Genomic DNA, 13,467 nt, shown 5'->3' with positions numbered 1-13,467 from the left:
AAGATAGAAAGGGTGGGATCTAATGAAATTTGATATGCATTGTCATACAAAAGAGGGGTCCATAGACGGCAAGGTAAGTATTGAGGAGTATATCTGTATCCTAAAGGAAAAGGGATTTGACGGAATGCTGGTGACGGACCACAATTCCTACAATGGATACCGGTTCTGGAAAAATGAGATTAAGGAACAGAAGTATAAGGATTTTGTGGTGTTAAAGGGTATAGAGTATGATACCATCAATGCGGGACATATCCTGGTGGTGATGCCGGAGGGCGTAAAGCCGCGTATTCTGGAGGTGAGGGGAATGCCGCTGGCGTTGCTTATCACAGTGGTGCACGCCTACGGAGGAATCCTGGGACCGGCCCATCCCTGCGGAGAAAAGTATATGAGCTATGCAAATACCAGGCTGTACCGGAAAAATAAGGATATTATGAAGAGGTTTGACTTTGTGGAGACCTTTAACGCCTGCGAATCCCCGGAGAGCAACCGGAGGGCAAAAGAGCTTGCCAGGGAATTCTTCCTGCCAGGGTTTGGTGGAAGCGATGCCCACAAGGCAGAGTGTGTGGGTATGGCTTATACGAAATTCGCGGATAAGATTACTACCGAAACCCAGCTGATCAAAGCGGTAAAAGAAAAAGCCCCCATCAGAAGCGGGGGCGATTATTACAGGGGCACTACAAAGGAAAAGATCGGAAAGATCAACAGCTTACTTGTCTATTCCTTTTGGCTATACAACAAAACCGCAGGCCTGATGAGGGTCAGAAAGCGGCATAATAAGGCCAAATATCTGGTGCTCAACAAGGACGACAGCAGCTACAAAACAAGTTAAGCAGACAAATGTTCAGACACCAGTTGTTTCCGGAGAGGGGGCTTTCGTAAGTTCGTCCCATGGTATTGTACCAACTGCCCCCAAACTCTAACTGCTGCTGGAACTGGCGGTATTGCATATTATTAGGCTCCATAGCCACAGCCTGGGAGATCAGCTCCTGGGCTTTTATATTGTTACCGAGTCCGGCATTTGCCACAGCACTCAAAAAATACCACTGTGAGGAGTGGTCAGAGATATCGTTCAGAACGTTTAAAGCCTCCCGAAAGTGACGTGAGTTGATGAAGTTGGCCGCAGCCTGCATCTTGACGGAACTCTCGGTGGAGTAAGACTGGCTGCCGCCTCCTGATCCGTAGGAACCGTAAGAGCCATAGGCACTGGAGGAATATCCGTGTTCCCGCTCATCCATGATCTGATGGTAAGCCTGCTGGATTTCTTTAAATTTTTCTTCTATCTGCTCAAGATTGGGTGCATTTACATTTGCGTCCGGATGATACTTGCGGCTGAGCTGGCGGTAGGCTTTTTTGACCTCTTCATCCGTGGCGTTTCTGCTGATTCCCAGTATCTCGTATGGATCTGACATCATTTTATTTTTCGTTCTCCTGCTTCTTTTTTTTGTTCTTTACCAGTATATCATACTTTGTCCAAATACCGGAATACAAAATATTACGAAGTATCTCTGCGTCCAGCAGTATGGGAAGGCGTTCAAATTCTCCGGCACATTCCGCCATCATCATGGTAAGTACACTTTTGCAGTACTCCTGAAAATCTGGCCGGTCTTTATAAAAGCTCCAGGGGTTGTAATGGCGCTTCTTTTCGTCTCTGTTCAGGTCATCATAGGCATCCATCAGATAGATGAACTTTCCCAGAAAGAACCCCATTCGCCTGAGTACACCGCTCCACTCGTCCTCTTTCCAAACAAACAACTCACCCAACAGTTTTCCTGTATACCCGGAAACCTGGTCCAGATCGTCCAGGTTTGCCTTCTCGCTTTTATGTACATTTTGGATATAGGACTCCATAGCCCGAACCTGCCGGGGATAGGTCTGCTCCAGGCTGTTATACTTTTTCTCCAGGAGTTTGGCAGTGGAGAGCTTTACAAGGCTTTTGTCGTCAAACCAGTCGTCCATACAGTTGTGGTATGCCAGCAGAATGTTCATATCCGCCGCATAGTCTGAACAGGCATTGCGGAACATGGTATGCTTTTTCGCAGGATGGGCGATGCAGCGGTGTTCCTGGGGTGTGCCCGGTGTTTCATAGAGACCTGTGAGCAGGATTACCAGAAAAGTCATATCGTAGGTGAGCGTAGCCTGCCCAATACGTCCGTACCGCTCCCCCAGGGCCTGGCACAGGCCGCAGTAGTAAGAGCGGTAGCGGTTGTAATGTTTTATTTTTAGTTCCGGTTGGTTAACGGTGATATATCCAAACATGGTTTCCTCTAGCTTCTTTTGATAAATTCCGTCTGGCATTTGGGGCAGGTAACGCATACTTTCCCCTTTCCCTTGGGAATTCGGATTTTTTGTTTGCAGGAGGGGCAGGTATAAATGCGGAAGTCCTTTTTCTGGATGGCGATATTTTTCTCTCGCCGAAAGGAGTGCAGCACTTTATCCTTTATCTGCAGGAATTTTACATTTTCCTGGTAGCGCTTTGTATGGTTTTTGGAAAGCATACGGAAATAGATGAGCAGCAGACCAAGCAGCAATATCACATTGAGGATGGAGCTGCGGACAAAAATACTGATAATGCACAGCGCCAGCAGAGCGTAGAGCATAAATTTTGACAGATCATCCACTCCATAGCGTCCTGTCATAAATCTTTGAAACTTTTCTTTCATAGGTTTTCTTCCTGCTTTCCTTTATTGTAGTGTCCACATCTGTGGACATGGCCATTTACCTTGTAGTTGGCATCTGCTCAAATACAGAATCGGTAAAACGTGCAGCATTTGCAAAGTCTTCTGCATTGGGATGCAGCAAGGCTGCATCAAAATTGTGAATCAGTTTCTGAACCTGGGCCTCATTTTCAGCTGTCATCATATGCTCATACTTTTCACGGATGCGCATGGGCATCTTTCCCTGACAGAAGAAGGCCCCCAGATATTGGTTATCGTCCGGGATAAAGGCAGCTACGCTGTTTTCAATCTTTTTGTAATAAGCTGGATCACAGCCCATGCCGCAGGTGCAAAAGAGAGCGATGTTTTTGCCGTGCAGTTCGGACAGATAGTCCAGCACCTCCATGCTGGCAGAGCCACGGTTAGCCCAGAATCCTATAAAATATGTGTCTGCACTGCGTTTCTCAGAGCAGGAGTCCAGGCGTTTAATATCCTTTGCGGCTTCAGGGATTGCACGGTAGATGCTTTCCGCAATTTTTTCCGTGTTTCCCGTACCGCTGACGTAGAGTACTTGTACTTTCATTTCATCACTTCCTATTCTTGTATAAGAATAGCATACTGGTGCGGAAAATAAAATATATGGAATCTAAAAAAGTATGAAGTATTTATAAATACTTCAAAATCCGCCTAGCGTTTGTGAGGGCTACGCTCCGGCCATCCCTGAATATTTCCGTTTAAGACAGCGGTAAACATGCGCTCTTTTACGCCCGGATGTTCCTGGTTTAACTGGCGGATCAGATCTTTGGCATACTGACGCTTTGTATAACCGTCCGCCGGGCAGGGACTTTTGACTACGGGAAGGCCGTATTTGTTTTTAAATCCGATCACATCCGCCTCACTGACAAACATCAGCGGGCGTATCACTGTGAGATCCATCCGGTCCAGATAAGTCCGGGGAGAGAAAGAGTGAAAGCGCCCCTCAAAGATCAGGGAGAGCAGCATGGTCTCAATGATGTCATCCCTGTGGTGGGCATAGGCAACCTTGTTGCACCCCAGGCGTTTGGCCTCCTCATTAAAAGCCCCCTTGCGCATCTTGGCGCAGAGAGAGCAGGGGTTGGGTTCCCTGCGCTCATCAAAGATGATCCGGGCGATCTTTGTGTCCACTACCTGATAAGGGACTTCAAGACTGCGGCAGAGCTCTCTGATAGGGTCTAGGTTGAAGTCCTCATATCCCAGGCTGACGGTAATGGCTTGTAGTTCAAAGTGCTTTGGGTAAAAGCGCTGTAGGCCCCGCAGGGCATGCAGCATAGTCAGGCTGTCCTTGCCACCGGAGATGCCCACAGCAATTTTGTCTCCATCTTCAATCATCTGGTATTCATCAACAGCCTTTCTGGTAAAGCTTAATAATTGTTGTAGTTTCATGAAATGCTCCTCTTTATGTAAATCGGTATCGGCACTTATTATTCGTAACAGTGCAGACGGGGGAGGTTCGTTACTGGTTGAGGCGGACGCATCCTCCGGCGCAGGAAGCTGTTTCTCTTAGGCGAAAGAACATGCTATCCAGGCGATTTCCCAACAAGTTTTTGGGAAGTTCTCGGTTGCGGAACACAGTCACCCGGGCGGTAACACAAGTAACAGCTCTGCTCCGTCTGAACTGTTACTATTATTCCCGATATAAAGTAAAAAGTCAAGAAGTGAATTGCATTTTTGTAGTGTTCTATTATATAATAGAGACAAATCATAACTATTCAGCAGGTCTGCACATTTTTTACGCAGACCGTAAGAAAATGATTCAGGAGTGCAAAAATCCCATCACCGAAGGTGATTTGAAATGGATTTTTGCATGTAACTGTGAAGGTACTGAACAGTTACCACAAATCTAGCAAAATAGTGGAGGATCAGGAATGGATGCGATATGTGTTGGTGAAATGCTGATTGACTTTACACCTGGAAGTGAACCTGGGGTTTACAAAAGAAATGCCGGCGGCGCCCCAGCCAATGCCTGTATTGCCATGGCCAGAAACGGTCTGGATGTGGGCTTCTTAGGAAAACTGGGAAATGATGACTTTGGACGTTTTTTAAAGGACACACTGGAGAAGGAAAAGGTGGCGGTGCTTTGCCCCGACCTGACGGATGAAGCGATCACAACACTGGCCTTTGTCACCCTGTATGAGAACGGGGAGCGCTCCTTTACGTTTGCGAGGAAGCCGGGAGCGGATATGCTGCTTGAAAAGGCGGATGTAAAGGAAGAGCATATAAAGAATACCCGTCTGATACAGGCAGGCTCCTTTGGAATGTCCCGGGAACCGGCCAGGGAGGCAACCCTGTTTGCCCTAAAGCTGGCAAAGGAGAAGGGCAGGATGGTGAGCTATGACGTGAATTACCGGGATACGGTCTGGGAGAGTGAGGAGGCAGCCAAGGCAGTGGTGAATCAGGTGCTCCCGTACATAGATTTCTTAAAGATTTCAGAGGAAGAGTTGAACTTTGTGGGCGGGGAGACGAACATTCCTGCGTTTATGAAAGAGCATGGGATTACTGTAGTAATAGAAACGCTGGGTTCAGACGGAGCCAAGTATTTCTACAACGGCAGCGAGGGACGGATTTACGGACATAAAGTAAAGGCAGTGGATGCCACAGGAGCGGGGGATGCCTTTTGGGGTGGATTCCTATCCAAAATCCTTATGAGTGGTGTAGATACCGTGAAGGACCTGACAGAGGAAATTGTCAGGAGGTCCCTGGAGTACGGCAATGCATCCGGCGGACTCTGCGTACAAAAGATGGGAGGAATTCCCGCTCTTCCGTACAAAGAGGACATTGAGGCATATGTGAACAGTTACAGATAAAGTAAAGTTTCCGGACTTTAAAGGGTTACACCTGAGGGGGATGGGCTGCTTGCTGATGTATAAAAGACACCAGAAGTGCGCCTATAGAGCGCACTTTTTTTGTATCATAGGAAAGTCCTTCGGAATTCCCTATGATATAAAAAGCCCTCCGGGCGGGATCGCACTGCGGCGGAGTGGAAGATGGCTGCCGGGACAGCCCCGCCGCAGGCGGAGAATCCTGCGCGCAGGATTCTTTTTTAATAACGTAGATGTAACTAAATGCAGAGCTAGCGGAATTCTTTTCATATTCAATAGGGAGGTAATGATTTGGAGACAAGGATAGCAGTAATTGCCATTATTGTGGAGGACAGCGGTTCGGTGGAGGAGCTGAATGCCATCCTTCATCAGTATGCACACTATGTGGTGGGGCGCATGGGGGTTCCCTACCACCCCAAAAAGGTTTCTGTGATCAGCGTGATTTTGGATGCGCCCCAGGCAGAGATCAGTGCCCTTTCCGGAAAGCTGGGAATGCTTTCGGGAGTCAGCAGCAAGACGGTCTATTCCAAACTGCCCCAGGCAGAATGATGGAAAAGGGAGGTGGAAGAATATGATGCCTGTACAGCAGAAGACATTGATTGATAAGCTGTATGAGACTCAGAACTTAAGAAGAGAAGAATTTGCGGCACTGATTGCACAGAGAACCCGGGATTCCGCCGAATATCTGTTTGAAAAAGCCAGGGAAGTACAGCAGAGCTGTTACGGAAAAGAAGTCTACATAAGGGGATTGATTGAGTTTACCAACTACTGCCGCAATGACTGCTATTATTGCGGTATCCGGATGGGAAATGAAAACATCCCCAGATACCGTCTGCATTTTGAGGAGATTCTGGAGAGATGCAAGAGTGGATATGAGCTGGGATTCCGCACCTTTGTCCTCCAGGGCGGGGAGGATGAGTATTTTACGGACGAACGTCTTGCGTATTTGATACGCAGTATCAGACAGGCGCATCCGGACTGCGCCATTACCCTTTCGGTTGGGGAGCGGTCCAGACAGAGTTACCAGAAATACTTTGACGCAGGGGCGGACCGGTATCTGCTGCGCCACGAGACAGCCAACGAAGTCCACTACCGGAGGCTGCATCCCCCGAACCTGAGTCTGAAAGAGCGTATACGCTGCCTTTATGATTTAAAGGAGATAGGCTATCAGGTGGGGACTGGCTTCATGGTGGAGTCACCCTGGCAGACGCCGGAGTATCTGGCAGAGGATATGGCCTTTATCAAAGAGCTCTCCCCCCAGATGGTGGGGATTGGCCCTTTTATCTCCCACAGGGACACGCCGTTTTGTAAAATGCAGAGTGGAACTCTGGAACTGACCCTGTTTATGGTGGGACTACTGCGCCTGATGCTGCCGGAGGCTTTGATTCCGGCCACGACCGCCCTGGGAACCATCCATCCCAGAGGACGTGAGCTGGGTATCCTGGCAGGCGCCAATGTGGTTATGCCCAATCTCTCCCCAGTGGAGGTGAGGGATAAATATATGCTCTATGACAATAAGATCAGCACAGGCGCGGAGGCGGCGGAGACCCTTGAGGAGCTCAGAGAGCGCGTTCGCACCATCGGTTACCAGGTGGCAGTCACAAGGGGAGATCCGGTAAAGCCACTGCAAAGCGGTCTGTGCAAAGCCTGTGAAGCTGTGCGGGAAGGATAGTGTCAGACGAAAAGGCTGTAAAAAAACTACATAAAAGCAAAAGAAGAGAGTGAGGAAAAACAATGTATAATGTAAAATCTGGAAAGGCAGAAGAATTTATTGACCATCAGGAGATACTGGATACCTTGGAGTACGCCCGAGCCAACAGGCACAATGAGGTACTTATTGAAAAAATACTTGAGAAGGCAAGACTGAGGAAGGGACTCTCCCACAGAGAGGCCATGGTGCTTCTGGACTGTGATATTGAGGAGAAAAACCAGGAGATCTATGCTCTGGCAGAGCAGATTAAAAAGGACTTTTACGGCAATCGGATTGTGATGTTTGCACCCCTGTATCTGTCAAATTACTGTGTCAATGGCTGTGTGTACTGTCCGTACCACGCAAAAAACAAGCATATTGTGCGCAAGAAGCTGACCCAGGAGGAAATACGCAGGGAAGTCATCGCGCTTCAGGATATGGGGCACAAGAGGCTGGCGCTGGAGACAGGGGAAGACCCGGTGAACAATCCCATCGAATATGTACTGGAGAGTATTCAGACCATCTACAGCATTAAACACAAGAACGGGGCGATCCGCAGAGTAAATGTGAATATTGCGGCTACTACTGTAGAAAATTACCGGAAGCTAAAGGATGCTGGAATCGGAACCTATATCCTGTTTCAGGAGACCTACCACAGAGAAAGCTATTTAAAGCTGCACCCCACAGGACCTAAGCATGACTATGCCTACCACACAGAGGCAATGGACCGGGCAATGGAGGGGGGGATCGACGATGTGGGGATCGGAGTGCTCTTTGGACTGGAGCTTTACCGCTATGAGTTCGCAGGCTTGTTGATGCATGCGGAGCATCTGGAGGCAGCCTTTGGTGTAGGACCGCATACCATCAGCGTTCCACGTATCCGCCATGCGGATGACATTGATCCGGACGCGTTTGACAACGGAATTGACGACGATACCTTTGCGAAGCTGGTGGCCTGTATCCGTATCGCGGTACCCTATACCGGCATGATTGTGTCCACCAGAGAGAGTCAGAAATGCAGGGAGCGGGTGCTTCACCTTGGGATCTCCCAGATCAGCGGCGGGTCCCGCACCAGCGTGGGAGGTTATGTGGAACCGGAGCCGGAGGAGGACAATTCAGCCCAGTTTGATGTGAGCGATACCAGGACCCTGGATGAGGTGGTAAACTGGCTGATGCGCCTCGGTTACATACCCAGCTTCTGCACAGCATGCTACCGGGAGGGGCGAACAGGGGACCGGTTTATGAGCCTTTGCAAGAGCGGTCAGATTCAAAACTGCTGCCATCCAAACGCCCTGATGACGCTTAAAGAATATCTCATGGACTATGCCTCTGAGGATACGAAGAAGATCGGGGAGGCTTTGATTGCCAGGGAGATTGATAAGGTGCCCAGAGATAAGATCAGAGAGATTGCCAAGAGAAATCTGCGGGATATAGAACAGGGCAAGCGGGATTTCCGGTTTTAACATTGAGGAGGAACAGGATGGGATTGAACAGCACACCCTCGGCAGAGAGGGTACATATCGGTATTTTCGGAAAGAGGAATGCCGGGAAATCCAGTGTGATAAATGCAATGACGGGACAGAGCCTGGCGATTGTCTCGGATGTGAAGGGGACCACCACAGATCCGGTTTCCAAGGCCATGGAACTCCTTCCCTTAGGACCGGTGGTAATGATCGATACTCCGGGGATCGATGATGAGGGGGAGCTGGGCGCTCTGCGCGTTAAGAAAAGCTATCAGGTACTCAACAAGACAGATATCGCGGTGCTGGTGGTGGATGCAGTTACCGGGATGACACAGGAGGATGAGGCATTGCTGGAGCGCATCCGGGACAAGCAGATCCCCTATGTGTTGGTATATAATAAGAAGGATTTGGTTCAAGATTTTGTCTGTCCCCAAAAAAACAGCATTGCTGTCAGCAGTGAGACAGGGGAAAATGTACGGGAATTGAAAGAGCTGATTGCAGCACAAAGGCCGGAGGAAGTTACAGAGCGCAGGATTGTGGGGGATCTGCTCTCACCCTCTGACTTCGCAGTGCTGGTGGTGCCCATCGACAAGGCGGCCCCCAAGGGGCGTCTGATCCTGCCCCAACAGCAGACGATTCGCGATATACTGGAGTCCGGCGGGACAGCTATCGTGGTGAGAGAGAGAGAACTAGGACAAACCCTGGAAGATCTGGCAAAAAAGCCGCGTATGGTGATTACGGACAGCCAGGTTTTTGCACAGGTCTCCAGGAATACTCCGGAGGATATTATGCTCACCTCTTTTTCAATACTGTTTGCGCGTTACAAGGGGGAGCTTCAGACATTTGTGGAAGGGGTGCGGGCAGTGGAAGAGCTGACGGACGGGGATCAGGTGCTGATCTGTGAAGGATGTACCCATCACCGGCAGTGTGAGGATATCGGAACCGTGAAGCTGCCTGGGTGGCTGCAGGCGCATACCGGGAAAAAGCTGAGGTTTACCTTTACCAGCGGTGTGGAGTTCCCGGAGGATCTGTCAAGGTACCGGCTCATTGTCCACTGCGGGGCATGTACCCTGAATGAGCGGGAAGTAAAGTATCGGATTGCCTGTGCCAGGGATGCCGGTATTCCCATGACAAACTACGGAATCCTGATTGCCTATGTCCAGGGAATCTTAAGGAGGAGTGTGCAGGCATTTCCTGAGGTCTACAGACTGCTCTGATTTTTTATGTGAAAGAAAAGAAAAAATAACCCCCCGACCGGCTTGTGCCCGTGAAAATCAGCTGGTATACTCTTACTCATAAGCGCTTGTTAAAGTTTCGACAAATCTAAGGAGAGTACTTATGAAGAGAAAAATTATCAGTATATTATGTGCAGGATGTCTGGCAGTGGGCTTGCTCTCAGGATGTTCGCAGTCAGGCACGGATAAAACGACAGAGACAGCACAGAACAGTGAGGCGGCGAGCGGCGGAAAGACGGTTACCGAGAAGGATTCCGTGGTGGTGACCATGCCCACCAGCTCTGAGCCTGAGTCCGGATTTGATCCCGCATACGGTTGGGGGGCAGGGGAGCATGTACATGAGCCTCTGATTCAGAGCACTTTGACTACGACCACCACAGATTTGAAGATTGAGAAAGATTTGGCCACGGATTATTCCAGCAGTGAGGACGGCCTTATCTGGACGGTTAAGATCCGGGATAATGTGAAATTTACGGACGGAGAGCCTCTGACCGCTGCGGATGTGGCTTTTACCTATAATAATGTGAAGGAGAAGAGTACAGTCAATGACTTCACTATGTTGAAAGAAGCGGTTGCTGTAGATGACACCACCGTAGAGTTTCATATGGAAACGCCGTTTTCTATTTGGCCCTATACCATGGCGATTGTGGGAATTGTACCGGAGCACGCCTATGATGAGAATTATGGACAGCATCCGGTTGGCTCCGGAAGATATATTATGAAGCAGTGGGATAAAGGACAGCAGGTGATTTTTGAAGCAAATCCGGATTATTACGGGGAGGCTCCTAAAATCAAAAAGCTGACTGTACTCTTTATGGAGGAGGAGGCAGCCCTGGCCGCAGCCCAGGCGGGGCAGGTGGATGTGGCCCACACGGCAGCTTCCTATGCGGATCAGGCGGTGGATGGCTTTGGACTGCTCTCTGTAGCCTCTGTAGATAACCGGGGGTTCAACCTTCCCGCGATAGCTGCAGAGGAGAAGGATGGAATTACGTATGGAAATGATTTCCTGAAGGATGTGCAGGTGCGGCGCGCCATCAATATCGGGATTAACCGCCAGGAGATGATTGACAATGTGCTGAGCGGACACGGAACGCCTGCCTACAGCGTGTGTGACAAAATGCCCTGGTATAATGCAGAGGCCCAGGTGGAGTATGACCTGGAAGGAGCCAAAAAACTTCTGGAAGATGCGGGATGGAAGGAAGGAAGCGACGGTATCCGGGAAAAGGATGATGTGAAGGCAGCCTTTACCCTGATGTTTAATCCCGAGGACTCTGTCCGCCAGGCGCTTGCAGAAGCGGTTAAGAACCAGCTGAAAGAGCTGGGGATCGAGGTGACAACAGAGGGAGCCGGTTGGGATGTGGCCTATGACAATGCGCAGTCACAGCCCCTCATGTGGGGATGGGGAGCGCACACCCCCATGGAGCTCTACAATATTTATCATACTATAAAGGATACGGGCACTGCCCAGTATTCCCCTTACGCCAACGAGACGGTGGACAGCTATATGGACCAGGCTTTGAAGGCATCCAGCCTGGAGGAATCCTATGAACTGTGGCAGAAGGCTCAGTGGGATGGAAGCACAGGAATCACCCAGGAGGGAGATATTCCCTGGATCTGGTTGTGCAATGTGGACCATCTGTACTTTGTGCGGGCCGGTCTTCAGGTGGCAGAACAAAAAATTCATCCCCATGGACATGGATGGTCTATCGTAAATAATGTAGACCAGTGGAACTGGGAGTAAGGGGTATACTTTGAGACAAAATGCAGTATTCATCGGTAAAAATTTCATAAGAATGATTCTGCTCCTGGTGGGGGTCAGCATAGTTGCTTTTGTGCTGATCTCCGCTTCACCCATTGATCCTCTCCAGGCCAATGTGGGGCAGGCTGCACTGGGCAGCATGAGTCAGGAGCAGATTGCCAAGCTTCAGGAATATTGGGGAGTGGGCCAGCCGCCATTGGAGCGGTATCTGGCATGGGCGAAGGACTTTATCCGCGGGGACATGGGGACTTCGCTGCTTTACCGCCAGAGTGTAGCCAGCGTGATTGCGGTAAAGCTGGGAAACTCCCTGTTTTTGATGGTCATTGCCTGGCTTATCTCAGGTCTTCTGGGATTTCTTCTGGGAATCATTGCAGGGGTCAACAGGGGGAAGACGGCGGACAAGGTAATCAAGGGATACTCCCTGGTGGTGGCCAGCACCCCGGCATTCTGGCTGGCTCTGATGCTTCTGATGATTTTTGGAGTGTGGCTTAAGGTACTGCCTGTGGGCTTGAGTGTGCCCATCGGGGTGGAAGCCAGCGGCGTCACCTTCTTGGACAGGGTGCAGCACGCTATTTTGCCTGCCCTGGCTCTAAGTATCACTGGAATTTCCAATATCACCCTGCATACCAGAGAAAAGATGATTGATGTCATGGAAAGTGACTATGTACTGTTTGCCCGGGCCAGGGGGGAAAGCACCCTTCAGATTATTAAAAATCATGGCCTGCGCAACATCGCCCTTCCTGCCATGACGCTTCAGTTTGCATCCATAAGTGAGATTTTTGGCGGTTCTGTGCTGGTGGAACAGGTGTTCTCCTATCCGGGGCTGGGACAGGCTGCAGTGACAGCAGGCCTGGGAAGTGATGTTCCGCTTTTGATGGCGATTACCATCATAAGCGCTCTTTTTGTGTTCGGAGGGAACTTTATCGCAAATGTGCTCTATGGGGTGATTGACCCGCGTATCCGGAGAGGAGGCGGGAAGAGATGAACCAGAGAAAAAAGACAATGATTTATCTGACACTGTCCCTGGCTTTTCTTGTGTCAGTGACTATTGGGGGCCTGTTCTGTCAGGAGGCTGCGCAGGCGACGGATTTTTCCAGGAAAAACCTGCCGCCCTCCTGGCCCTATCTCTTTGGCACAGACTGGCTGGGCAGAGACATGTTTGTGCGCACGCTGCGCGGTCTGTCCCTGAGTATCCTGATCGGGGTGCTGGCAGCGGGAATCAGCGCCCTGGTTGCGCTGGTTTTGGGAATTGCAGCCGCTACCTTAGGAAAGAAGGCGGATGCTGTCATCAGTTGGGTCATTGACCTGGTCATGGGCGTGCCCCATCTGCTGCTGCTGATTTTAATCTGCGTGGCTCTTGGAAAAGGGCTCAAGGGAGTGATTGTGGGAGTCGCCATCACCCATTGGACCTCCCTGGCCAGAGTAATAAGAGGAGAGGTACTCCAGTTAAAGGAGAGCCAGTTCATTAAGATTGCTCAGCGCCTGGGACACAGCAAGTGTAAGATTGCGGTAAAGCATATGCTTCCCCACTTGCTGCCACAGTTCATGGTGGGACTGATCCTGTTGTTTCCACATGCGATTCTCCATGAGTCCAGCATTACGTTTCTGGGATTTGGCCTTTCCACGGAACAGCCGGCCATTGGAATCATTCTCTCTGAGAGCATGAAGTACCTGGTGACCGGAAAGTGGTGGCTGGCTCTGTTTCCAGGGGCAATGCTGGTGCTGACCGTGGTGTTGTTTGACGTGACTGGGGAGAGCCTCAGAAAACTCCTGGACCCTTCCAGCGCCCACAGATGAGAAAGAGAGAG

General features: G+C 50.1%; 14 protein-coding genes. 9 read left to right on the top strand and 5 right to left on the bottom strand.

The window, feature by feature from the left end; genetic code table 11:
* Window positions 1–22: 22 nt before the first annotated feature.
* On the top strand, window positions 23–829 hold the full coding sequence (locus tag AC0THY_RS16960) for a PHP domain-containing protein (RefSeq protein WP_489991773.1): 807 nt from the start codon (window positions 23–25) through the stop codon (window positions 827–829).
* Here AC0THY_RS16960 and AC0THY_RS16955 read toward each other — a convergent pair.
* From AC0THY_RS16955 to AC0THY_RS16935, 5 genes are all read right to left on the bottom strand, one after another.
* A complete protein-coding gene (locus AC0THY_RS16955) occupies window positions 795–1,412 on the bottom strand; it encodes a DnaJ domain-containing protein (protein ID WP_489991772.1) in 618 nt (205 codons plus the stop codon). The two genes, AC0THY_RS16960 and AC0THY_RS16955, sit on opposite strands and share 35 nt — an antisense overlap.
* 1 nt (window position 1,413) lies before the next feature.
* Window positions 1,414–2,256: a DUF5685 family protein gene (locus tag AC0THY_RS16950; protein WP_489991771.1), complete on the bottom strand. Its 843-nt coding sequence runs from the start codon at window positions 2,254–2,256 to the stop codon at window positions 1,414–1,416.
* Window positions 2,257–2,264: 8 nt separating this feature from the next.
* Window positions 2,265–2,660: a hypothetical protein gene (locus tag AC0THY_RS16945; RefSeq protein ID WP_489991770.1), complete on the bottom strand. Its 396-nt coding sequence runs from the start codon at window positions 2,658–2,660 to the stop codon at window positions 2,265–2,267.
* A gap of 55 nt (window positions 2,661–2,715) precedes the next feature.
* Entirely contained in the window at window positions 2,716–3,237 is a 522-nt protein-coding gene (gene bilS, locus AC0THY_RS16940; RefSeq protein ID WP_489991769.1) for a flavodoxin family protein BilS, read from the bottom strand.
* A gap of 104 nt (window positions 3,238–3,341) precedes the next feature.
* Window positions 3,342–4,076, bottom strand: coding sequence for a tRNA lysidine(34) synthetase (locus tag AC0THY_RS16935; protein ID WP_489991768.1), 735 nt, complete (start codon window positions 4,074–4,076; stop codon window positions 3,342–3,344).
* A 482-nt stretch (window positions 4,077–4,558) separates the two neighbouring features.
* Between AC0THY_RS16935 and AC0THY_RS16930 the strand changes: the two genes are divergently transcribed.
* From AC0THY_RS16930 to AC0THY_RS16895, 8 genes are all read left to right on the top strand, one after another.
* Window positions 4,559–5,497 carry a carbohydrate kinase family protein gene (locus tag AC0THY_RS16930; RefSeq protein WP_489991767.1) on the top strand — a complete coding sequence of 313 codons (939 nt, stop codon included), beginning with the start codon at window positions 4,559–4,561 and terminating at the stop codon, window positions 5,495–5,497.
* Between the two features lie 306 nt (window positions 5,498–5,803).
* A complete protein-coding gene (locus AC0THY_RS16925) occupies window positions 5,804–6,061 on the top strand; it encodes a TM1266 family iron-only hydrogenase system putative regulator (RefSeq protein ID WP_489991766.1) in 258 nt (85 codons plus the stop codon).
* Between the two features lie 22 nt (window positions 6,062–6,083).
* The gene (hydE, locus tag AC0THY_RS16920; protein WP_489991765.1) at window positions 6,084–7,184 is read left to right on the top strand and encodes a [FeFe] hydrogenase H-cluster radical SAM maturase HydE; all 1,101 of its coding nucleotides are present in this window, start codon (window positions 6,084–6,086) and stop codon (window positions 7,182–7,184) included.
* A gap of 62 nt (window positions 7,185–7,246) precedes the next feature.
* A complete protein-coding gene (gene hydG / locus AC0THY_RS16915) occupies window positions 7,247–8,665 on the top strand; it encodes a [FeFe] hydrogenase H-cluster radical SAM maturase HydG (RefSeq protein ID WP_489991764.1) in 1,419 nt (472 codons plus the stop codon).
* A gap of 17 nt (window positions 8,666–8,682) precedes the next feature.
* Window positions 8,683–9,882, top strand: a complete 1,200-nt coding sequence (gene hydF, locus AC0THY_RS16910; RefSeq protein ID WP_489991763.1) for a [FeFe] hydrogenase H-cluster maturation GTPase HydF — start codon at window positions 8,683–8,685, stop codon at window positions 9,880–9,882.
* A gap of 121 nt (window positions 9,883–10,003) precedes the next feature.
* Window positions 10,004–11,641 carry an ABC transporter substrate-binding protein gene (locus AC0THY_RS16905; RefSeq protein WP_489991762.1) on the top strand — a complete coding sequence of 546 codons (1,638 nt, stop codon included), beginning with the start codon at window positions 10,004–10,006 and terminating at the stop codon, window positions 11,639–11,641.
* Window positions 11,642–11,651: 10 nt separating this feature from the next.
* On the top strand, window positions 11,652–12,644 hold the full coding sequence (locus AC0THY_RS16900) for an ABC transporter permease (RefSeq protein WP_489991761.1): 993 nt from the start codon (window positions 11,652–11,654) through the stop codon (window positions 12,642–12,644).
* Complete coding sequence (locus AC0THY_RS16895; protein ID WP_489991760.1) at window positions 12,641–13,456, top strand: ABC transporter permease; 816 nt, start codon at window positions 12,641–12,643, stop codon at window positions 13,454–13,456. Before AC0THY_RS16900 ends, AC0THY_RS16895 begins: the two co-directional genes overlap by 4 nt.
* Window positions 13,457–13,467: the final 11 nt, after the last annotated feature.

This window comes from Ruminococcus sp. 8Y-12 (assembly GCF_058119865.1).
This window is presented reverse-complemented; position numbering and strand designations above follow the sequence as displayed.

Bases quoted from the DNA above. Each gene is read 5' to 3' on its own strand.
- AC0THY_RS16960 (WP_489991773.1), top strand. From the start codon at position 23: ATGAAATTTGATATGCATTGTCATACAAAAGAGGGGTCCATAGACGGC.
- AC0THY_RS16955 (WP_489991772.1), bottom strand. From the start codon at position 1,412: ATGATGTCAGATCCATACGAGATACTGGGAATCAGCAGAAACGCCACG.
- AC0THY_RS16950 (WP_489991771.1), bottom strand. From the start codon at position 2,256: ATGTTTGGATATATCACCGTTAACCAACCGGAACTAAAAATAAAACAT.
- AC0THY_RS16945 (WP_489991770.1), bottom strand. From the start codon at position 2,660: ATGAAAGAAAAGTTTCAAAGATTTATGACAGGACGCTATGGAGTGGAT.
- bilS (WP_489991769.1), bottom strand. From the start codon at position 3,237: ATGAAAGTACAAGTACTCTACGTCAGCGGTACGGGAAACACGGAAAAA.
- AC0THY_RS16935 (WP_489991768.1), bottom strand. From the start codon at position 4,076: ATGAAACTACAACAATTATTAAGCTTTACCAGAAAGGCTGTTGATGAA.
- AC0THY_RS16930 (WP_489991767.1), top strand. From the start codon at position 4,559: ATGGATGCGATATGTGTTGGTGAAATGCTGATTGACTTTACACCTGGA.
- hydE (WP_489991765.1), top strand. From the start codon at position 6,084: ATGATGCCTGTACAGCAGAAGACATTGATTGATAAGCTGTATGAGACT.
- hydG (WP_489991764.1), top strand. From the start codon at position 7,247: ATGTATAATGTAAAATCTGGAAAGGCAGAAGAATTTATTGACCATCAG.
- hydF (WP_489991763.1), top strand. From the start codon at position 8,683: ATGGGATTGAACAGCACACCCTCGGCAGAGAGGGTACATATCGGTATT.
- AC0THY_RS16905 (WP_489991762.1), top strand. From the start codon at position 10,004: ATGAAGAGAAAAATTATCAGTATATTATGTGCAGGATGTCTGGCAGTG.
- AC0THY_RS16895 (WP_489991760.1), top strand. From the start codon at position 12,641: ATGAACCAGAGAAAAAAGACAATGATTTATCTGACACTGTCCCTGGCT.